At 65.7% G+C, this 20,341-nt stretch carries 20 protein-coding genes and 1 pseudogene; 13 read left to right on the top strand and 8 right to left on the bottom strand.

Features of this window, described 5'->3' with window-relative positions; all coding sequences use genetic code 11:
* Nucleotides 1-107 precede the first annotated feature (107 nt).
* The 3 genes from AC1D1F_RS01245 to AC1D1F_RS01235 form a co-directional block, all read right to left on the bottom strand.
* On the bottom strand, nucleotides 108-1,055 hold the full coding sequence (locus AC1D1F_RS01245) for a DMT family transporter (protein WP_477678588.1): 948 nt from the start codon (nucleotides 1,053-1,055) through the stop codon (nucleotides 108-110).
* Nucleotides 1,048-2,112 carry a tRNA dihydrouridine(20/20a) synthase DusA gene (dusA, locus tag AC1D1F_RS01240; RefSeq protein WP_477678589.1) on the bottom strand — a complete coding sequence of 355 codons (1,065 nt, stop codon included), beginning with the start codon at nucleotides 2,110-2,112 and terminating at the stop codon, nucleotides 1,048-1,050. The genes AC1D1F_RS01245 and dusA overlap by 8 nt, the downstream gene beginning before the upstream one ends.
* A gap of 84 nt (nucleotides 2,113-2,196) precedes the next feature.
* Nucleotides 2,197-2,682, bottom strand: coding sequence for a hemerythrin domain-containing protein (locus AC1D1F_RS01235; RefSeq protein WP_477678590.1), 486 nt, complete (start codon nucleotides 2,680-2,682; stop codon nucleotides 2,197-2,199).
* 257 nt (nucleotides 2,683-2,939) lie between these two features.
* Here AC1D1F_RS01235 and AC1D1F_RS01230 point away from each other — a divergent pair, with 257 nt between their 5' ends.
* The 6 genes and pseudogenes from AC1D1F_RS01230 (at nucleotide 2,940) to AC1D1F_RS01205 (ending at nucleotide 8,246) form a co-directional block, all read left to right on the top strand.
* Nucleotides 2,940-4,760: a M14 family metallopeptidase gene (locus AC1D1F_RS01230; RefSeq protein WP_477697301.1), complete on the top strand. Its 1,821-nt coding sequence runs from the start codon at nucleotides 2,940-2,942 to the stop codon at nucleotides 4,758-4,760.
* Nucleotides 4,761-5,181: 421 nt separating this feature from the next.
* Nucleotides 5,182-5,577 (top strand): RNA-binding protein, encoded by a 396-nt coding sequence (locus AC1D1F_RS01225; RefSeq protein ID WP_477678340.1) that lies wholly within the window; start codon nucleotides 5,182-5,184, stop codon nucleotides 5,575-5,577.
* A gap of 90 nt (nucleotides 5,578-5,667) precedes the next feature.
* On the top strand, nucleotides 5,668-6,195 hold the full coding sequence (locus AC1D1F_RS01220; RefSeq protein ID WP_477678341.1) for a cupin domain-containing protein: 528 nt from the start codon (nucleotides 5,668-5,670) through the stop codon (nucleotides 6,193-6,195).
* 31 nt (nucleotides 6,196-6,226) lie between these two features.
* A pseudogene (locus AC1D1F_RS01215) lies at nucleotides 6,227-6,922 on the top strand (glutathione binding-like protein); the annotation flags it as partial.
* Between the two features lie 48 nt (nucleotides 6,923-6,970).
* On the top strand, nucleotides 6,971-7,591 hold the full coding sequence (locus AC1D1F_RS01210) for a DsbA family protein (protein ID WP_477700646.1): 621 nt from the start codon (nucleotides 6,971-6,973) through the stop codon (nucleotides 7,589-7,591).
* Nucleotides 7,592-7,628: 37 nt separating this feature from the next.
* On the top strand, nucleotides 7,629-8,246 hold the full coding sequence (locus AC1D1F_RS01205; protein ID WP_477678342.1) for a DJ-1/PfpI family protein: 618 nt from the start codon (nucleotides 7,629-7,631) through the stop codon (nucleotides 8,244-8,246).
* 7 nt (nucleotides 8,247-8,253) lie between these two features.
* Here the strand turns inward: AC1D1F_RS01205 and AC1D1F_RS01200 are convergent, their stop codons facing one another.
* Entirely contained in the window at nucleotides 8,254-9,972 is a 1,719-nt protein-coding gene (locus AC1D1F_RS01200; RefSeq protein WP_477697075.1) for a cation:proton antiporter domain-containing protein, read from the bottom strand.
* A gap of 247 nt (nucleotides 9,973-10,219) precedes the next feature.
* Here AC1D1F_RS01200 and AC1D1F_RS01195 point away from each other — a divergent pair, with 247 nt between their 5' ends.
* Entirely contained in the window at nucleotides 10,220-11,062 is an 843-nt protein-coding gene (locus tag AC1D1F_RS01195; RefSeq protein ID WP_477678344.1) for a hypothetical protein, read from the top strand.
* Between the two features lie 105 nt (nucleotides 11,063-11,167).
* Here the strand turns inward: AC1D1F_RS01195 and phbB are convergent, their stop codons facing one another.
* The 3 genes from phbB to phaC all read right to left on the bottom strand — a co-directional run bounded on the left by phbB (nucleotide 11,168) and on the right by phaC (nucleotide 15,019).
* Nucleotides 11,168-11,905, bottom strand: coding sequence for an acetoacetyl-CoA reductase (phbB, locus tag AC1D1F_RS01190; RefSeq protein WP_477682092.1), 738 nt, complete (start codon nucleotides 11,903-11,905; stop codon nucleotides 11,168-11,170).
* A gap of 122 nt (nucleotides 11,906-12,027) precedes the next feature.
* Complete coding sequence (locus AC1D1F_RS01185; protein WP_477678345.1) at nucleotides 12,028-13,206, bottom strand: acetyl-CoA C-acetyltransferase; 1,179 nt, start codon at nucleotides 13,204-13,206, stop codon at nucleotides 12,028-12,030.
* Between the two features lie 70 nt (nucleotides 13,207-13,276).
* Nucleotides 13,277-15,019: a class I poly(R)-hydroxyalkanoic acid synthase gene (gene phaC, locus AC1D1F_RS01180; protein ID WP_477678346.1), complete on the bottom strand. Its 1,743-nt coding sequence runs from the start codon at nucleotides 15,017-15,019 to the stop codon at nucleotides 13,277-13,279.
* A gap of 106 nt (nucleotides 15,020-15,125) precedes the next feature.
* On the opposite strand from phaC, the gene AC1D1F_RS01175 reads away from it, so the two are divergent.
* The gene (locus tag AC1D1F_RS01175) at nucleotides 15,126-15,413 is read left to right on the top strand and encodes a hypothetical protein (protein WP_477678347.1); all 288 of its coding nucleotides are present in this window, start codon (nucleotides 15,126-15,128) and stop codon (nucleotides 15,411-15,413) included.
* A gap of 3 nt (nucleotides 15,414-15,416) precedes the next feature.
* Here the strand turns inward: AC1D1F_RS01175 and AC1D1F_RS01170 are convergent, their stop codons facing one another.
* Nucleotides 15,417-16,319 carry a LysR substrate-binding domain-containing protein gene (locus tag AC1D1F_RS01170; protein WP_477697076.1) on the bottom strand — a complete coding sequence of 301 codons (903 nt, stop codon included), beginning with the start codon at nucleotides 16,317-16,319 and terminating at the stop codon, nucleotides 15,417-15,419.
* 122 nt (nucleotides 16,320-16,441) lie between these two features.
* On the opposite strand from AC1D1F_RS01170, the gene AC1D1F_RS01165 reads away from it, so the two are divergent.
* The 5 genes from AC1D1F_RS01165 to AC1D1F_RS01145 are packed head-to-tail and all read left to right on the top strand — an operon-like array spanning nucleotide 16,442 to nucleotide 20,335.
* Nucleotides 16,442-17,317 carry an amidohydrolase family protein gene (locus tag AC1D1F_RS01165; RefSeq protein WP_477700629.1) on the top strand — a complete coding sequence of 292 codons (876 nt, stop codon included), beginning with the start codon at nucleotides 16,442-16,444 and terminating at the stop codon, nucleotides 17,315-17,317.
* Nucleotides 17,314-18,147 carry an SDR family NAD(P)-dependent oxidoreductase gene (locus tag AC1D1F_RS01160; RefSeq protein WP_477697073.1) on the top strand — a complete coding sequence of 278 codons (834 nt, stop codon included), beginning with the start codon at nucleotides 17,314-17,316 and terminating at the stop codon, nucleotides 18,145-18,147. The genes AC1D1F_RS01165 and AC1D1F_RS01160 overlap by 4 nt, the downstream gene beginning before the upstream one ends.
* 43 nt (nucleotides 18,148-18,190) lie before the next feature.
* Complete coding sequence (locus AC1D1F_RS01155) at nucleotides 18,191-19,177, top strand: Bug family tripartite tricarboxylate transporter substrate binding protein (RefSeq protein WP_477675444.1); 987 nt, start codon at nucleotides 18,191-18,193, stop codon at nucleotides 19,175-19,177.
* 14 nt (nucleotides 19,178-19,191) lie between these two features.
* A complete protein-coding gene (locus AC1D1F_RS01150; protein WP_477675471.1) occupies nucleotides 19,192-19,713 on the top strand; it encodes a carboxymuconolactone decarboxylase family protein in 522 nt (173 codons plus the stop codon).
* A gap of 1 nt (nucleotide 19,714) precedes the next feature.
* Entirely contained in the window at nucleotides 19,715-20,335 is a 621-nt protein-coding gene (locus AC1D1F_RS01145; protein WP_477675445.1) for a hypothetical protein, read from the top strand.
* Nucleotides 20,336-20,341 lie beyond the last annotated feature (6 nt).

The following is a 20,341-nucleotide window of genomic DNA, read 5'->3' as shown; positions in this document are numbered from 1 at the left end:
TCAGCGCCTCAAGCCAGGTCGCATGAAAAAAGCAAGGCTCATGCACGCGCATTTCATGAACGGGCAGCGAGGCCGCAAGCTGAAACCGCCAACGTGTGTCAGCAATTTCAAGCGCCTTTTGTCAGTATCGGCCTTGAATGTTTTTTAGTCAGCCCCTTGCCGACACCCGTTACAAAAAATACCCCGGGCAAGATCAATGCGGCACCCACCGCGTGGTGCCAGCCCAACGGTTCGCCCAGCACACCCCAGGCGGCCAGCGCCGCATACAGAGGGCCCAGGTAAAGCGACACCGCTACACGGCTGGCGCCGAGGATTTTCTGCGCCCAGCCGTAAATCCAGTAGGCGCCCAGCCCCGGCACGATCGCGGCCACCACAATCAGCAGCAGGCCGTAGCCGCTCAAGGGCAACGCGTCTGCTCGCGACATCTCCCAGGCCGTCAAGGGGACCAGCACCAGCGTGCCGCCTATGCAGATGGCCGCCAGGCGGGCCGTGGCGCCGAGCGGGCTGGGCCACTGCTTTTGCAGCAAGGCATAAGCCGCCCATGACACCGTGGCGGCCACGATCCACAGGTCTCCCGCCGAGAACTGCACACCGGCCAGCGCTGTCCACTGGCCTTTGACCACGACGTGCACCACGCCGGCAATGGCCAGCACCACGCCCAGGCCCTGGCGCAAGCCCAGGCGCTCACCGAGCCAGATCACCGCGCCCAGTCCTATCAGCACCGGCGACGCCGCATAAATAAGCGCGATGTTCATCGCACCAGTGGAGCGCGCGCCCTGGTAGACCCAGGCGCCGCAGATCACCATGCCCAGGGTGCCCAGCACCAGGTACTGCCACCACACCTTGGTGATGTGGCCGCGCTGGCGCCACAGCTCCGACCGGGTGAGCACCAGCAAAAACAGCGCCGCCAGGCCCCAGCGCCCGAAGGCCAGCAGGTAGGGACCGATCACGCCCGGCGCCTTGCGCGCCACGATGTAGTTGACCGTCCAGAGCGCCGGCACCAGCCAGAGCAGGGCCAGCGCCTGGCGTGCCTGTTTTTGCGCGGAATCAGGCATCGGCCATGGCGGTGGCGTCGGCAAGCGCCGACGGCGATGAGGACGGCATTTCATGCGCCAGCGCCATCACGGCATGCGGCGGCATGTCGCGCAGGCGGTGGTCGCTCCAGACCTGGCGCCAGCGCCGCGCGCCGGGCAGGCCGTTGCGCAAGCCCAGCATGTGGCGCGCGATAGCGCTCTTCGGCGTGCCGTGCTCGGCGGCCTCGCGCACCATGTAGTCGCACATCTGTGCTTCCACGGCTTCACGGGTCAGCGGGGATTCGGCGGCGCCGAAGAAGGCGCTGTCCCAGGAGGCCAGCCACCAGGGGTTGTGGTAGGCCTCGCGGCCAATCATCACGCCGTCAAGCGCGGCTAAATGCCCGGCCACCTCTTCCTGCGTGTTGATGCCGCCGTTGATGCAGATCACCATGTTCGGAAATTCCTGCTTGAGGCGATGCACGAGCTCATAGCGCAGCGGCGGCACCTCGCGGTTTTCCTTGGGCGAGAGGCCCTTGAGCCAGGCGTTGCGGGCATGCACGATAAAGACCTCGCAGCCGGCCTCGCTGACCGTGCCGACGAAGTCGCGCACGAACTCGTAACTTTCAGCCTTGTCGATGCCGATGCGGTGCTTGACCGTGACCGGGACATCGACCACGTCGACCATGGCCTTGACGCAATCGGCCACCAGTTGCGGCTCGGCCATCAGGCAGGCTCCGAAAGCCCCGCGCTGCACACGTTCGCTGGGGCAACCGCAGTTGAGGTTGATTTCGTCATAGCCCCATTGCTCGCCCAGTTGGGCGCAGCGCGCAAGGTCCGCGGGTTCGCTGCCACCCAGTTGCAGCGCCACAGGATGCTCTTCGGCATTGAAGCGCAAATGGCGCTCCACGTCGCCGTGGATCAAGGCGCCCGTGGTCACCATCTCGGTGTACAGCAAGGCATGGCGCGACAGCAGCCGGTGAAAATGCCGGCAATGCCTGTCGGTCCAGTCCATCATGGGCGCCACGCTCAGGCGCCAGGGATGGCTGGACGCCGAAACGGGAACACCGGAGAGGCTGGCAGGGGAAAACGGGACGGGCATGCCCCATTTTCCCAGAAAGGGCGTTGCCGGCGGCAGTGCGGGGTTTAAGAACCTTCTTGCCGCCGGGACGCCAGCCGCCAAAGGCTAGGCATGGGCGGTCTTGAGCTCGTCCATCAGCTCCATTTTCCGCTGGCTGAGCTCCTCGGCCAGGGCTACCAGGTCCAGCTCGGACTTGCGGGCCTTGAGGAAAATTTCCTCGCGCTCTTCCTTGACGTGGTGGTCTATGTATTCGCCCAGCACCGTGACCCGGGCGTCATACAGGTCGTCTTCCGGGTCCATGCCCGAAATCTGCGCGATCAGATCCTTGGCCGTGGAGTGCTCCACTTCGGCCTCGTCAAGCAGCGGGTCGTCGTTGATGGCCGCTCGGACCTGGGGATAGAAGATTTCCTCTTCAATCTGCGCGTGCACCGTCAGTTCCTGGCAGATCTGGTCGGCGACCTCGCGCTTGTCTTCGGCGGGCGCATTGCCGTCACACAGCTTTTTATAGGCCGTGAAAAGTTTTTTGACGGCGATGTGGTCGGCGTCGAGCAGGTCGACGGCATCGTGTTTTTTCGCAGGTGCTTTGCTCATGGGCTTCCTCTTGGGGGTTGGTCGTTGGTTTATCGGCTTTACAAATGAAGGCGGCCGCCAGAAGCCGACCGCTGAGCCAATTTAGGCGGTGCGCAATGGGCTTGGTGTGGGACGCCCCGGAGGCGTCATGTAGGAAAACACGAAGCAGGCCACGGCACTGTGGCGGCGGCGCAAACCGGTGCGCCACGGGCCGCGCAAGGCGGGTAACATGAGCGGTCCATCCATAGCCCCCGGCCACGCTTGAGGCGCAGAAATCCATGACGACCACCCTGCCGCAATCACCCAAGACACAGTTTTCCGCCTCGCGTAATCACGGCCTGCGCCCGCTTGCGCTGCTGATGCCGCTGGCCCTGCTGGCTGCCTGCAGCTCGGTTCCGCTGCCGCCCTGGACACCGCCCGGCCAGCCTGCCGCCGTAGCGGCCCCCGCGCCGGCCGCCCAGCGCCCTTCCGCAGCGACTCCGCCCGCAGCCGTACAGGTGACGCCCGTCGCGCCGGCCGCACAGCCTTTGTCGTCCGCCCCCCAGGCCGATACGCCCGCCCCCTACAGCGCAGCGGTGGCCGCCCGCTTCCCGGCGCCGTCGGTGAGCTACAGCACCCCCGGCCTGCAAGCCGGCCGCAGCGCCTTCACCACTCAGGCCGAAATCCAGGCCTGGCTGCGTGAACAGGCGGCGGCCGCCACGCGCACGCCGGGCATCCGGGCCAGCGTGTTGCCCATAGGCCGCTCGCAACGCGGCGAGACACTGGAAGCGCTGGTCTTGACCCGTGCCGGCGGCACGGACCCCGCCGTCATGCAGGCCGCGGGCAAACCCACGGTGCTGCTGGTCGGCCAGCAGCACGGCGACGAGCCCGCCGGCAGCGAGGCGCTGCTGGTGATCGCCCGTGAACTCGCCCAGGGCCTGCTGCAGCCGGTGCTGGAGCGCATCAACGTGGTCATCGTCCCGCGCGGCAATCCCGACGGCGCCGCCGGCGACCAGCGCGCCACCAGCGGCGGGCTGGACATGAACCGCGACCACCTGCTGCTCAACACGCCCGAGGCCCAGGCCCTGGCCCGGCTGGCCCGCGACTACAACCCGACCGTGGTGGTCGACGCCCATGAATACACGGTAGTGGGCCGCTTCCTGCAGAAATTCGGCACGGTGCAGAAGTTCGACGCGCTGTTCCAGTACGCCACCACGGCCAACCTGCCCGAGTTCCTGACCAAGGCCGCCGAAGAGTGGTACCGCCGCCCGATGCTGGCCGCGCTCAAGAGCCAGAACCTCAGCAGCGAGTGGTACTACACCACGTCCAGCGACCTGGCCGACAAAAAAATCTCCATGGGCGGCACGCAGCCCGACACCGGCCGCAACGTGAACGGCCTGAAAAATGCCGTCAGCCTGCTGATCGAAACGCGCGGCGTCGGCATAGGCCGCCTGCACATCCAGCGGCGGGTGCATACCCAGGTCACCGCGATCACCAGCGTGCTGGCCAGCACCGCCCAGCGCGCCAATGAACTGCACCAGCTGCGCCCCTACCTCGACAAGGAAGTCAGCGCCCAGGCCTGCAAGGAGCAGGCCGTCATCGAAGCCGGCCCCACCGCCGCCCAGTACGAACTGCTGATGCTGGACCCTGTCACCGGCGCCGACAAGGCCGTCAACGTGGACTGGGATTCGGCGCTGGCGCTGCGCACCCTGAAAGCGCGGGCCCGCCCCTGCGGTTACTGGCTGTCGGCAGCCTCCACCGTGGCGGTCGACCGGCTGCGGCTGCACGGCGTGCAGGTCCTGCGCGTTGCCGAACAGGGCTCCATGCTGGGCGACAGCTACCGTGAAATTGCCAGCACCTCGGGCGAGCGCCAGGACGTGCGCGGCGCAATCGCCGACGGCAACGCCATCATCAAGGTGCAGGTCAGCCTGACGCGCGGCGTGGTCGACGTGCCGCGCGGCAGCTACTACGTGCCGCTCAACCAGCCCATGGCCAACCTGGTGGTGGCGGCGCTGGAGCCCGACACCCAGAGCAGCTTTTTTGCCAATCAGATCCTGCGCGGGCTGCAAAGCACGGTGCGCGTGATGGCGGAGCCGACGATCAAGCTAGAGGATCTTTAGCCCCCACGTTCGTTCACTTCGTGTAACTCTCGAGGCCTTGCAGGCCGCGGCTCGCGAGACGCTTCGCCCCTGTCGCCCGTCCAAGCCTGCGCAGGCAGGCTTGGAGCCGCGGGCTCCAGCCCCTCGGGGGCGCTGCGCCTGCGGCCCGGCAAAGCCGGTTCCGCGGCCCTTGCTTGAAAAGAAGAGCCCCCACGTTCGCCCGCTGCGTGTAGCTCTCTGCCCCTAGGGGGGCGCTGCGCCTGCCATCTGGCAAAGCCAGTCCCGCGGCCCCTGCTTGAAGGGGGAAACCCCGTACGCCCTCAACGGCACAGACTTGACGACCGCGTCTTACAGGAAGAGGATGTAAGCGCTGACCGGAAACCCCTGAGTTTCCGCGCCTTAATGATTCGTTGATGCAACGCAATGCATGAAAGGACTCGCCATGAAGCACTTTGAAATGACCAAAAAAATGCTCAGTATGGGCGGCACGTTTTACCCCACCGGCTACGCCTTCATCATGTTCCCGGACGCCGAGGATGCCAAACAGGTGGCCCAGGAACTGGAAGTGAGCAGCGACGGCGTCATGCTGCTGACGCCGGAAGAAGTCATCGAGAGCATCAGCCCCGCCGACGGCCATTCGGACGTGCGCCTGCCGCGTGTCGGCACCGAAGGCGCCACGGTCCATAAATACGTGGACCTGGCCCGCGAGGGCCACCATGCGCTGATGATTCCCGTGCCGAACAAGGAGACCACGGAGCGCATCATGACCGTGGTGCGCAAGGTGCCCTTTTCCTACGCGCAGAAGTACCACAGCCTGGCCATCGAAGACCTCGAATAGCGCCCTGCAGTAGCGCCTGTCCTGCAGAGGCCAAGGGGCAATCGCCGCTGTCTGAGAAATCCGGCCCGGCTTTGAGGCACACTGCGCCTCATGCCCCAGCCCAGCCATCCCGCCTCCACACCCACACCGCGCGCGCAGCAACTGATTGAACAGCTGCAACTCCAGCCCCACCCTGAAGGCGGCTGGTATCGCGAGGTGTTCCGCTCCGAAGGCCAGGTCATGCCGCAGGACGGCAGGCCCGCGCGCAGCGCCCTGACCTCGATTTATTTCCTGCTCGAAGCCGCGCAGCACTCGCGCTGGCACCGCGTGCTGTCCGACGAGGTGTGGGTTCACCTGGAAGGCTCGCCGCTGGAACTCTGGACCTGGGACGCGGCGGACAGCCGCCTGCACGGCGCGATGCTGGGCCCTGTGAGCGCCGCCACCATTCCCCAGCACGTCGTCGCGGCTGGCCTGTGGCAAGCCGCCAGGCCCAACGCCGGAGACACAGCGGGCCACACGCTCGTGGCCTGTATGGTCGGACCGGGATTTGATTTTTCGGATTTCCGGATGATGGAGCCGGGGGGCAGCGAAGCCCGGCGCATCGCTGCCGAGCACCCGCAACTGGCATCCTTGATCTGACCTCACAACATTCAAGAACCTCGAGAACCCCATGATCGACCTGCACTACTGGCCCACGCCCAACGGATGGAAAATTTCCATCATGCTCGAAGAATGCGGCCTGCCCTACCGCCTGGTGCCCGTCAACATCGGCAAGGGTGAGCAGTTCACGCCGGAGTTTTTGGCCATCAGCCCCAACAACCGCATGCCGGCCATCGTCGACCATGCGCCCGCCGGCGGCGGCGCCCCCGTGCCGGTGTTTGAAAGCGGAGCCATCCTGCTCTACCTGGCCGAAAAAACCGGCCGCTTCCTGCCCACGGGATTGCGCGAGCGCTACCAGGCCCTGCAATGGCTGATGTGGCAGATGGGCGGGCTGGGCCCCATGGCGGGGCAGAACGGCCACTTTCTTTTGTACGCGCCCGAGAAAATCCCCTACGCCATGGAGCGCTACGGCAAGGAAGTGGACCGGCTTTACGGCGTGCTCGATGCCCAGCTGGCGCGCACGGGCACACATGTGGCCGGCGCCGATTACTCCATTGCCGACATGGCCATTTTCCCCTGGGTGTGCACGCACAAGGCCCAGCAGGTGGATCTGCAAAAGTTTCCCCACGTGCAGCGCTGGTACGACGCCTTGTTTGAAAGGCCCGCCGTCAGGCGCGGACTGGACCTGGGCAAGGAGCTGCGCGCGCCGGCGCTGACCGAAGAGGCGCGCAAAGCCCTGTTCGGGCAGACCGCGCAAAGCGTGCGCGAAGGCGCTCACAAGCGCTTCCTGATTTCCCCCACAAAGAGACAGACCATGATTGAATTTTTCTTCGACTGCTCCAGCCCCTGGACTTACATCGCCTTTCGCAATATCCAGCCGTTGGCGGCCGAGCTTCAGGAAACCATAGCCTGGAAGCCTGTGCTGGTGGGCGGGATCTTCAACAGCGTCAACAAGGGCATTTACGCAGCGCGCGAAGACATGGACACCCCCAAAAACCGCTACACGCTCAAGGACGTGCAAGACAACGCGCGCGAAGCGGGCCTGGAGATCGCCTTCCCGCCCAAGGTATTCCCGGTCAACAGCGTCAAAGCCATGCGCGGCTGCCTGTGGATCGCGCAGGATACGGCGGCCAGGCCGCACTACCTGGCCTTCATTGAGGCCACTTTCGCGGCCTATTTCACGCGCGAGGAAGACATCTCGCAGGACGAGGTGCTGGCCGCCATTTGCCGGCAAGTGGGCATTGACGCTGAAGCGTTCGCGGCGGGCATCGCCACATCCGGCATCAAGGAGCAGCTCAAAGCCAACACCGACGAAGCCATACGCCGAGGCGCCTTCGGCTCACCCACCTTTTTTGTCGGCGAGGACATGTATTTCGGCAACGACAGGCTGGCGCTGGTGCGCTCGGCCGTGCTGCGCGCCAGGGCCAAAAATTAAGAGCGTGCGCCCAAACCCATCACAAAGAAACGCCACCATGCACATCGCCATCCTCACCTTCGAAGGCTTCAACGAACTCGACTCGTTGATCGCGCTCGGCATCCTCAACCGGGTCAAGCTGCCTGGCTGGCGAGTCTCCATCGCCAGCCCGGCAGCGCGCGTCCGGTCCATGAACGGCGTAGTGCTTGAAGCGCAAGCCTCGCTTGCCGAGGCCGGCACGGCCGACGCGGTCATCGTCGGCAGCGGCATGCGCACGCGCGAAGTGGTCGCCGATGCGGCCTTGATGGCGCAATTGCGGCTGGATCCTTCACGCCAGTTGCTGGGCGCGCAGTGCTCGGGAACGCTGGTGCTGGCAAAACTGGGCTTGATCAATGGCGTGCCGGCGTGCACCGACCTGACGACCAAACCCTGGGTCGAGGAAGCCGGTGTCGAGGTGTTGAACCAGCCTTTTGTGGCCAGGGGCAATGTTGCCACGGCGGGCGGCTGCCTGGCGTCGCAGTACCTGGCCGCCTGGGTGATTGCCCGCCTGGTGGGCCTTGAAGAGGCACGCAGCGCGATGCACTACGTCGCGCCCGTGGGAGAAAAAGAAGACTACGTCGCGCGCGCGATGAAGAACATCACGCCTTTCATGGACACGGCGCTGGCCACGGCCTGAGGCAGCACTAGTGGCTTGCGCCTGGTGTTGTGGCTGAGGCGGCCGCGCCGGAGCGCTCCAGCACATGGCGGGTCATGGACTGCGCGAGCTCGTGCTCGCCGAGGAAAACCTTGCCGGCCTTCTCGCTGGCTAGCAGCCGCGCTTCGGCCTCGTTGTGGGTGCGCACCACGATTTCAATGGCGGGGTTGAGCGCCCGCGCCGTCGCCACCATCTGCCGCACGTCCAGCGTGTCGGGTGTGGCGATCACCAGCATGCGCGCCTGCGCGATGTGCGCCTGCACCAGCACCTCGGCCTCCACCGCGTCGCCCGACACGGCGGCTATGCCCTGCGCCCGTAGCCGCTCCACCGCTTCGCGGTTCTGCTCGGCCACCACAAAAGCGATGTGATTTTCCTTGAGCGCCTCGGCGATGCGACGCCCCACCCGCCCGTAGCCGACCAGCACCACGTGGTGCGACAGATATTTTTCGTCGGTGGTGGCCGGCAACTCGGCGGTCGGGTCGTCGCGCGCTTCGAGCTTGCGTGCCAGCGGCGACTTGGCCAGTATCCATTGCTGCAGCGGCTCCACCGCCTTGAACACCAGCTGGTTGAGCGCGATCGAGATCAGGGCGCCGGCCAGTACCAGGCTTTGCCCCTCGGGCGGCAGCAGGCCCAGCGAAGCACCCAGGCCGACCAGGATGAAGGAGAACTCGCCGATCTGCGCCAGGCTGGCCGAGACCGTGAGCGCGGTGTTGAGCGGGTAGCGGAAGGCCAGTACCAGCACGCCGGCCGCCAGCGTCTTGCCCACGATGATGATGCCGACCACGGCCAGCACCTGCAGCGGCCGCTCGAGCAGCACCCAGGGGTCGAACAGCATGCCCACCGACACGAAGAAAAGCACGGCGAAAGCGTCGCGCAGGGGCAGCGACTCTTCGGCGGCCCGGTGGCTGAACTCGGATTCCCGCATCACCATGCCGGCGAAGAAGGCGCCCAGCGCGAAAGACACGCCGAACAGCGCCGTTGCGCCGAAGGCGATGCTCACGGCGGCGGCCACCACGCACAGCGTGAACAGCTCGCGCGAACCGGTGCGCTGCACCTGCCACAGCACCCAGGGGAAGAAGCGGCGCCCCACCACCAGCATCAGGGCCACAAAACCGCCCACCTGCAGCAGCGTGATGCCCAGCGTTTTCCACAGCGCGTTGACGTCGGCATCGACTTTGCCCGACAGCCAGCCGCCCAGCGGCGGCAGCAGCACCAGCACCAGCACCATGGCCAGGTCTTCGACGACCAGCCAGCCCACGGCGATACGCCCGTTGACCGAATCGAGGATGCCGCGGCTCTCGAGCGCACGCAGCAGCACCACGGTGCTGGCCACCGAGAGCGACAGGCCGAACACCAGCGCACCGCCGAGGTTCCAGCCCCACCAGTGCGCCAGGCCCATGCCCAGCGCGGTCGCCACCGTCATCTGCACGACGGCGCCGGGCACCGCGATCTTGCGCACCGCCAGCAGGTCGTCGAGCGAGAAATGCAGGCCCACGCCGAACATCAGCAGCATCACGCCGATTTCGGCGAGCTGGCTGGCGATCTCCGCATCAGCCACAAAGCCGGGCGTGAAGGGCCCGATGATCACGCCCGCCAGCAGGTAACCCACCAGCGCGGGCAAACGAAGCCGCACGGCGAGAAAACCAAAAATGAGGGCGAGGCCCAGGCCGGCGGCGATGGTGCTGATCAGGGAGACGCTATGGGGCATGCGAGAGGGATTCCTTCTGGTAAAGGTGAAGAACCCTTTCAGGCTCCAAGGAAGGCCTGCGACGCAGCCCGGCAGGCGGGCTGTCCCCGTAGAACACGTTCAATGAATTTACTACAGTTGCGCGGCCGGGCATCCGCCAAAACCCCCACGCCCTTGCAGGACGTTTGCCATGGAGAGGGCCAAACGAGCCCTCGCCATCGAGGGTAAACCAGGGGGCCGGCGGCATGGCGCTGCCTACAATTGCCGCATGCCGACTTCAACGCCCTCCGTCACGCGAAACCGGCTGATCGGCTACTGGTGGGCGCCGTTGATGCTGATCGCGGTAGTGCTGGCTGTAGCCGCCTACCTGCATCCCTACCAGCCGCTGGCACTCTCGGACATTTCGCCCCAGGTGGTCGCCACGGCCGCCGTGCTGGACCCGTCGTTCGGCAAACCCGTCACACGCTCATTCAAGTACGCCACCCGGCGCAGCTATTCCTCGCCGGCCGGACTGGTGGAAGTGGAAATCCGCGTGACGCTGCAACCCATGGGGAATGGCCTGGTCATGCGCCAGGACGACTGGTATGACCTGGGAGGCCGCAGCGTGATCTACCAGGAGCGCTACGTCCTTTTTCGCAACCTGTTTTCGGTGCATACGCGCAGCCGCGAAGTCGCGCCGCTGGTGCATGACCTGCTGGGGCGGGTCGGCTGGTACAACGACTCCGCTGAATCCCTCAGCGGCAAACCCGAAGGCGGGGCACCCGACTCCACCGCATGGAAGCTGGACCTGCTGATGGACCGCTTATCCGACACAGACGGCAAGAGCCTGACGCTGCAAACCACGCGCTACCAGCGCCGCCAGCATTGCGAGCGCTCGGGCCAGGTGGACGGCACGGGCATAGGCGCCGGCTTCAGCGGCGCCTATCCGAAGATCAGTTGCCGCAGCCATGCCAGCGAGCAGTCCGCCGAACGCCGGTCGGAGCACGTGTGGCTGCCGGAGCACGGCATCTTCCTGTCGCTGGGTTTCCAGCAAGCGGCGGAAACGCCGGAAAAACCCGACACCGCGCTCGAGGTCAAGGGACGCTATGTTTCTTTCGAAGCCCTGCCCTGAGTTTTTCGCGTAGCCCTCAGGCGCGGCGGTAGCCGGGCCATAAAAAAACCCGCCGAGGCGGGTTTTCAACAAGCGCAGCAAACGCGCTAGAGGCGCCAGCGGCACTCAGCCCATGTGCAGGCCGCCGTTGAGCGAGAAGTCAGCGCCAGTGGCATAACCGCCCTCTTCGGAAGCGATCCACGCAATGATGGAAGCGATTTCTTCGGGCTGGCCCAGGCGCTTGGCCGGAACGCCTGCCACGATTTTTTCCAGCACGTCGGGGCGTATCGCCTTGACCATGTCGGTGCCGATGTAGCCGGGGCTCACCGTGTTGACCGTCACGCCCTTGGCCGCGACTTCCTGCGCCAGCGCCATGGTGAAGCCATGCAGGCCGGCCTTGGCGGTGGAGTAGTTCACCTGGCCGAACTGGCCCTTCTGGCCGTTGACCGAGGAGATGTTGACGATGCGGCCGAAGCCCGCTTCTATCATGCCCTCGATGACCTGCTTGGTCACATTGAACATGCTGTTGAGGTTGGTGGAAATCACCGCGTCCCAATCGGCCTTGCTCATCTTGCGGAACTGGCCGTCGCGCGTGATGCCGGCGTTGTTGACCAGCACGGCCACCGGGCCGTGCTCCGCCTTGACCTTGTCGAAGGCCGCGACGGTGGAATCCCAGTCGCCGACATTGCCGACCGAGGCGTAAAAAGTGTGGCCCAGCGCTTTTTGCTCGTCAAGCCACTTGGTGTAGTCGCGCGTGGGGCCGCAGCCCGCGATCACCGTGAACCCGTCTTTCGCCAGGCGCTGGCAGATGGCGGTTCCAATGCCGCCCATGCCGCCCGTGACGTACGCTACTTTTTTTGCCATTGCGATCTCCTTGAATGATTTTGTGAATTCTCTGAATACCGTAGAACTGTTCCACTGCGTTCCCTGAACGCTATCGCTTCGTATGCACGATGTGTGCCTGTTGGAACATTGTTACCGCAAGCTCAGCGTTCCAGTGTGAGGGCAACCCCCATGCCGCCGCCTATGCACAGGCTGGCGATGCCCTTTTTAGCGTCGCGGCGCGCCATCTCGTGCAGCAGCGTCACCAGGATGCGGCAGCCGGAGGCGCCGATCGGATGGCCGATGGCGATGGCGCCGCCGTTGACGTTGACCTTGCTGGTGTCCCAGCCCATTTCCTTGTTGACCGCGCAGGCCTGGGCCGCGAAGGCCTCGTTGATCTCGAGCAGGTCCAGGTCCTGGGCTTTCCAGCCCGCACGCTGCAGCGCCTTGGTCGAGGCCGGCACCGGGCCCATGCCCATGTAGGCCGGGTCCAGGCCGGTGGTGGCGTAGCTGGCGATGCGCGCCAGCGGCTTCAGGCCCAGCGCCGCGGCCTTCTTGGCCGTCATGACCATCACGGCAGCGGCGCCGTCGTTCAGGCCCGAGGCATTGCCGGCCGTCACGCCGCCAGCTTTGTCAAAGGCCGGGCGCAGGCCGGCCAGGCCTTCGGCGCTGGTCTTGCGGTTGATGAACTCGTCGGCAGCAAACACCACCGGGTCGCCCTTCTTCTGCGGGATGGTAATGGGGATGATTTCATCCTTGAACTTGCCGGCGTCCTGCGCGGCCGCGGCCTTGGTCTGGCTGGCCAGGGCCAGCGCGTCCTGCGCCGCGCGGTCAATGCCGTATTTCTTGGCGACGTTCTCGGCGGTGATGCCCATGTGGTACTGGTTGTAGACGTCCCACAGGCCGTCGACGATCATGGAGTCGACCATCTTCCAGTCGCCCATGCGCTGGCCGTCGCGCGAGCCGTTGAGCACGTGCGGCGCGGCGCTCATGTTCTCCTGCCCGCCGGCGATCACGATTTCGCTGTCGCCCGTGGCCACGGCCTGGGCCGCCAGCATCACCGACTTGAGGCCGGAGCCGCAGACCGCGTTGATGGTCAGGCCAGGGATGCCGTTGGGAAAGCCGGCCTTGATGACGGACTGGCGCGCCGGGTTCTGGCCGACACCGGCCGCGAGCACCTGGCCCAGGATGACTTCACCGACCTGGTCGGCGCTGAGGCCGGAGCGCTCCAGCACGCCCTTGATGACGGCCGCGCCGAATTCGGTCGCGGGAATCTTGGCCAGTGAGCCGCCGAATTTACCCACGGCGGTGCGGCCGGCTGCAACGATAACGATGTCTTCCATGATGTGTTTCCCTTATGAAGTTTCGGAGATGGTTTTTAAAAGATGATGACAGAGCTGCGCATACTGGGCCTCAGGCCCTGGCCTTGACGTAGCGGCCCGGCGCGGGCTCTATGACCTGGTGCTTGCGGCTGCCGTAGGCCTTGGGCGCTGCAACCTGCTTGCCGGCATGGCCCTTGAGCCAGTCCGACCAGTCCGTCCACCAGCTGCCGGGGTGCTCGGTCGCGCCCTTGAGCCATTCGGCCTGGGTGGCGGGGTATTTGCCCTGGGGCAGCTTGTCGCGCGTCCAGTAACTGCGTTTTTTCTTGGCCGGCGGGTTGATCACGCCGGCGATGTGGCCCGAAGCGCCCATCACAAAACGCTTGGGGCCCGGCAGGTGCTGGGTGGAGGCATAGGCGCCGCCAACCGGCACGATGTGGTCTTCGCGCGAGCCGTAGAGGTAGACCGGGATGTCGACCTTGCGCAGGTCGACCTTCTGCCCGCAAACCACGGCCTTGCCGGGCTTGACGAGGTTGTTCTCGAAATAGGTGTTGCGCAGGTACCAGGCGTAAAAAGGCCCGGGCAGGTTGGTGGAGTCGCTGTTCCAGTAAAGCAGGTCGAAGGGCGGCGGTGTTTCGCCCTTGAGGTAGTTGCCCACCACGTAGTTCCAGACCAGGTCGTTGGGCCGCAAAAAGCTGAAAGTGGAGGCCAGGTCCTGGCCCTTGAGCAAGCCGCCCTGCCCCATCTCGGCCTCGCGGTACTTGACCGAGGTTTCGTCGATGAAGATGTCCAGGATGCCGGTGTCGCTGAAGTCGAGGAAGGACGTGAGCAAAGTGGCGCTGGCCACCGGCTTCTTGCCGCGTGCGGCCAACACAGACAGCGCCGTGCCCAGGATGGTGCCGCCGACGCAAAAGCCCAGTGCGTTGAGTGTCTTGGCGCCGGTGATCTCCTGCACCACCTCGATGGCCTTGATGGCGGCATGCTCGATGTAGTCGTCCCAGGTCTTGCCGGCCATGGACTCGTCGGGGTTGCGCCAGCTGACCACAAAGGTGCGGTGGCCCTGGCTGACCGCATAGCGGATCAGCGAGTTCTCGGGCTGCAGATCAAGTATGTAGAACTTGTTGATGCAGGGCGGGATCAGCAGGAAGGGCTTTTCGTAGACCTTGGGCGTCAGCGGCTTGTATTCGAGCAGCTGGAAGAATTCGTTTTCAAACACCACCGCGCCTTCGGTGGTGGCGACGTTCTTGCCGACCTCGAACACACGTTCGTCGGTCATGGAGACGTGGCCCTGCTTGAGGTCGTGCAGCAGGTTGGTGATGCCCTGGGCAATGCTTTCGCCCTGGCTCTGGATGGCTTTTTGCTGGGCCTCGGCATTGAGCGCCAGGAAATTGCTGGGCGCGGTGGCAGCCATCCATTGCTCGACGGCAAAGCGCACGCGCGCGCGCGTCTTGGCGTCGGCCTGCACGGCGTCGGCCAATTCCATCAGGGTGCGCGCGTTCAGCAGGTAGGTGGAAGCGGAGAATTTCGAGAACGGGTTGGTCTTCCAGGCTTCATTGGAAAACCGCCGGTCGGAGGCCACGAGGGTGTCGGCGCCGTCCTGCAGGCCCTGGTTCCACAGGGCTGAAGCATCCGCGATGTAGCGCTGCTGCAGTTCCTGGAGCTTGGTTGGGTCGAACTGCAGCAGGGGCTGGCCCTGGTCGCCATTCAAGCCCTTGGGGAAGCCCAAGCCAGGCGGCATGCCGCCGGTTGCCATCGCGCCCATGGCCTGTTGCAGGCCCGCGGCAAAGGTCTCTTGCATCTGACGGGCCGCCTGGGCCCGGTTTGCGTCAGAATTCATCTGTCTCCCCGATCATGTTGAGTCTCGGTGACTCTTTTGAGCACACCATCAGTATCGTAGGATTTGCTTTAAAAATTCCTGACCGCACGCAGAGTTTCAAGTATTTATGTATTTGGTTGTCATCGCCTGGATTTACGTGGTGCTCATGATGAGCGTTGCCGAAGCTACCAACAGTAACGGCACGGTCCTCGGGGCGGTGTTTACCTTTGTACTCTATGGACTGGGCCCTGTGGCATTGGTGGTTTACCTGATGGGCGCGCCCGCGCGCAGCAAGGCGCTCAAAAAGCGCGCGGCACAAGAGCTCCTGCAGCAAACTGCAGATGCGGAGGCCGCCCGTGAAAAAGCCGCCGAAGTCCCCGCGCCCGCCGTGGAAGAAGCCCCCAAAATCCCCTGAGCTTCAGGGCTTGCGCGGTTTGGCCGCTTCGCCGTAATGCTGCAGACACAGTTGCCGCGTCAGCTGCACCAAAAAGCGGCTCACGCGCGTGGCCGGCCGCGCCTTGGGCACGGCAATGCACAAACGGTTGCGGATTTGCGGTGCATGGATGGCCGCCATAAAGGGCGGCGCGGCATGTGTCCATTCACGCACCGCACTGGCCGGCAGCACCGTGGCCGCCACGCCGCGCGCCACCAGTGACAGCACGGTCTTGATCGAATCGACCTCGGCGACCACCTTGAGCCGGTAGCCCCGCGGCTTGATTTCACTCTCAAGCAGTTGGCGCAGGGAGTTGGGTTTGCTCGGCAGCACCAGGGGCAGCGCCGCCACGTCGGCCAGGCGTATGCGCGCGGGCAAGGGCGTTGAGGCCATCAGCACCAGCGATTCGCGCGCCACCGTCTCGATGTCCAGCAACGGCGATGCGGGTGGGTCGAAGAGCACGGCCACGTCCAGCCGCCCCGCGACCAGACCCTCGCGCAGGCGGATGCTCAAGCCCTCTTCCACGCTGATGGCCGCATCCGGAAATTCAGCCCGGAAGCGTTCCACCAGATCGGCCGTCATGGCATGCGCGACGCGGGGCGGCAAGCCCAGGGTGATGCGCCCGCTGGGGACCAGTTGCCGATCGCGCATGTCGGCGCGGGCCCGCTCCGCGAGTTCAAAAATGCCGCGCGCGTGTTGCAACAGGGCCAGCCCTGCGGCGGTGGGCTCGGCGCCGCGACCGGTGCGGGTCAGCAGGCGGTGGCCGGTTTCCTGTTCCAGCGTGGCGATCTGCTGGCTCAGCGCCGGCTGCGACATCACCAACGCGGCGGCGGCCTTGCTGAAGCTGCCGGCTTCAGCCACGGCCACGAAATATTCAAGACGGCGCAGGTCGATGGCGGGCTCCTGGAGAGGGTTCTCCTCATTCTAGGGTCATTGCTATTTCCGATAGCTGATATCCAAAAACAGGTGCACCGATTACGGCTTCCCGCCGCCAGAATACGGGCAGCACCATGAACACAGAACCCCTCCTCACCTACCTGCCCGAACCCTCGCAGCCGGCCTTCCGCCCGCCGCCGGGCGCTTGCGACAGCCACGTCCACGTTTTCGGGCCGGCCGCGCGTTTTCCCTTCGCGGCCACCCGTAACTTCACACCGGCCGATGCGCCGGTGGCCACCCTGTTCAGCCTGCACCGCAAGCTGGGCATTTCGCGCTGCGTCATCGTGCAGTCGGCCGTGCACGGCTTTGACAACTCGGTGGTGGAAGACGCGATTTCCGCCGGCGGCGGCCGCTACCTCGGGGTGGCGCTGGCGCCGCACGATGTGCCCGACGCGGAATTGCGGCGCCTGATGGCCGCCGGGTTTCGTGGCGTGCGCTTCAACTTCATGAAGCACCTGGGCCAGGGCGCCACGGTGCACCAGGCTGTCGCCCTCACCCATCGCCTGGCGCCGCTGGGCATGCATTTGCAGGTGCACTTTGACAGCAGCCTGATCCACGAGCTGGCCCCGGTGCTCAGGGCCTCGGCCGTGCCGGTGGTAATAGACCACATGGGCCGCGTCGATGCGCGCCTGGGCGAGGGCCATGCCGATTTCCACGCGCTTTGCAGCCTCATGGAAGACCCGCTGTTCTATGTCAAGGTCAGCGGCGCGGACCGCATCGATGCGAACCCGCCGCATAGCTATGCCCACGGCGCCGCGCTGGCGCGCCGGCTGGTCGAAGCCTTCCCTGACCGCTGCCTCTGGGGCACGGACTGGCCGCACCCCAACCATACCCACGTTCCCGACGACGGCGTGCTGGTCAACCTGCTGCCCGCCATCGCGCCCACACCCGAACTGCAAGACCTGCTGCTGGTGCGTAACCCGCAGCGCCTTTACCAATTTCCCGCATGAACACTGCCGCCCTGAACACCCACCCGCCCGTCGCCGGCCGCCTGGCCGGCAAGGTCGCCTTTGTCACCGGCGCCGGATCGGTAGGCCCCGGCTGGGGCAACGGCCGCGCGATCGCCGTGCGTTTTGCCCAGGAAGGCGCCCACATCTTTGCAGTGGACCGCGACACCGAACGCATGCAAGAGACCGTGCGCCTGGTGCGGGAAGCGGGCGGCGAGATCGATACCGCGCAATGCGACGTGACCCGGTCCACGTCCATCTCGAAAGTGGTGGCGGCCTGCGTCGCTCGCTTCGGCCGCATCGACGTCCTCGTGAACAACGTGGGCGGTTCGGCGGCCGGCGGGCCTGTGGAGATGGCCGAGGAAACCTGGGACGCGCAGATAGACCACAACCTCAAAAGCGTGTTCCTGACCTGCAAGCATGTGCTGCCGCTGATGGAAACGCAGGCGGCGGGCGCCATCGTCAACATCGCCTCGACTTCGGGCCTGCGCTGGACGGGTTCGGCCCAGGTCGCCTATGCCTCCACCAAAGCCGGGGTAATGCAGTTCTCGCGCGTGGTGGCGGTGCAATACGCCAAGGCCGGCATACGCGTGAACACCGTCGTGCCCGGCCAGCTCTACACGCCCATGGTCGACGTGCGCCTGGCCAAACAGCGCACCGGCGGCGACGTCACCGCGCTGCTGCAGCAGCGCCAATCGCGCATCCCCCTGCCCTTTATGGGCGACGGCCGCGATACGGCCAATGCCGCGCTGTTCCTGGCGTCCGACGAAGCCCGCTTCATCACCGGCACCGAGATCGTGGTGGACGGCGGGATGTCGGTGCGCTGCGATTGAGAAATTTGGACATTCGGATTCACGGAGACACAAGGAAAACACCATGAGACAAAAAAGCATTCTTCGCAGACGAGCAGCCCTGCTGCTGGGCGCCGCCGTTCTGGCCCTGGGTTTTGCAGCGCAGCCCGCGCACGCGCAGGCCAAGATTACTCGCCTCGTGGTGGCCTTTCCGCCCGGCGGGCCGGTGGACTTTGTCGCGCGCACCATTGGTGAGCAGCTCGGCAAGGAGCTGGGCTCGCAGGTCATCATTGAAAACCGGGCCGGCGCCAACGGCGCGATCGCGGCCGAATACGTGGCCCGCGCCACCCCCGACGGCAGCACGATCTGGCTGACCAGCGTGGGCGCGGTGGCCATCAACCCGCCGCTCTATGAAAAGCTGCCCTACGACCCGGTGCGCGACCTGGCGCCGGTCTCGCTGGTGGCTAACAACGTCGAACTGCTGGTGGTGGGCGCCAACAACCCGGCCAACAGCGGCGCCGAATTCATCGCCAACGCCAGGCTGCGCAAGGATGGCGCGACCATGGCCTCGTCGGGGACCGGCAGCGTACCGCACCTGGCGATGGAACTGCTGGCGGATTCCACCAAGGCGCCGCTGGTGCATGTGCCCTACAAGGGCGCGGCACCGGCGATCACCGACGTCATCGCCGGCCACGTCGACGGCTTTTTCGGCGACATTCCGGGCCTGGTCGGCTTTATCAAGGCCGGCAAGCTCAAGCCCATAGGCATCGCCTCGAACCGGCGCCACCCGCTGCTGCCCGAGGTCAAGACTTTCCAGGAAATGGGCATGGCGGGCGTCGACTCGGACAACTGGTATGCGCTGTTCGCCGGCAAGGCCACGCCGGCCGCCGACATCGCGCGGCTCAACCAGGCGGTCAGGCGCGCGCTGGCCGACGAGGGCGTGCGCGCCAAGCTGCTGGCGTCGGGCGCGGAGCCCGCCGCCTCCAGCCCCGCGGAGCTGGCCCTGCTGCTCAAAAATGACACGGCCAAATGGGGCAAGGTCATACGCGCCAAGAAGATCAAACCCGAATGAGTGCCAAGGCCAACATGCGCATCTCACCCGTCACGCCCGGCACCCGGCCGGAACTGGCCGCCCTCGAGGCCGGCATCACGGCCGAACGCGGCCGCGTGTCGCTGCTCTACCAGGTGCTGCTCAACAGCCCGCCGCTGGCGCAGGGCTGGGAGCAGCTGCTGACCGCCGTGCGCAACCGCAGCACGGTGCCGGCCCTGCTGCGTGAAATGATCATCCTGCGGGTGGCGGTGCTGAACCGCGCACCCTATGAATTCGAGGCCCACGTGCCGCATGCACTGGCGGCCGGCATGCCGCCGGAAAAAATCGAGGCGCTGCGCGATCTCGGGGCAGGCCAGCAAACCGCCATGTTCTCGGCGCTGGAGCGCAACGTCATCGCACTGACCGACGCCATGACACGCGACATCGAAGTGACCGACAGCGTCTTCGACCCGCTCAAGCCCTTCTTCAACGAGCAGCAACGCGTGGACCTGGTGGCCACCGTGGCCTCTTACAACATGGTGTCGCGCTTTCTGGTGGCGCTCAGGATCGGGCACTGAGGTGAGCGAGGCGACCCACCCCACCGATGCCCTGCTGGTGCAGGCGAATGCGCCGGCAAGCCAGGCCGGCGACTTTGCCGCTTTGCTGGAGCAGTTGCGTATCAGCGCGGGGCTGGCGGCCAAACCGGCGCGTGCGGCCCTCAACAAAGACGCCGGGATTTTCTACGCCTATGTGCTCCTGGACCAGCGCACCCACCTGAGCAGCCCTGCCACGGAAATGCTCGAGTCCGACCTTCGAAAACGCTGGCCGGGCCTGCAGGAACTCAGGATTTCCAGGCTGGAACGCGTGTTCGACACCGCCGGCGCCTCTGCCGGCGCGGCGCCAGTGTTCCATTACGTCGTGGAGATGGACCCCGAGGCCGGCTGGATGCCCGAGCTGGCGGCCTGGTATGACTCCGAGCACATGCCAGGCCTGGCCAAAGTCAGCGGCTGCATACGCGCCAGCCGCTTCCTGAACCATGACCACGGCCCGCTCTCGCTGGCCTGCTACGACCTCGTGAGCGAAGAGACCCTCGGTTCACCGCCTTGGCTGGCCGTGCGCGGCACCGAGTGGAGCAGCCGCATGCGGCCGCGCTTTACCAATACCCGGCGCACCATGTTTGAGGTCTTGCCCGGAGGCTGACCAGGT

The sequence above is a fragment of the Polaromonas sp. P1_H6 genome (genome assembly GCF_056405195.1).
The sequence above is the reverse complement of the archived record's forward strand: the minus strand, read 5'-3'. Positions and strand labels throughout refer to the sequence as shown.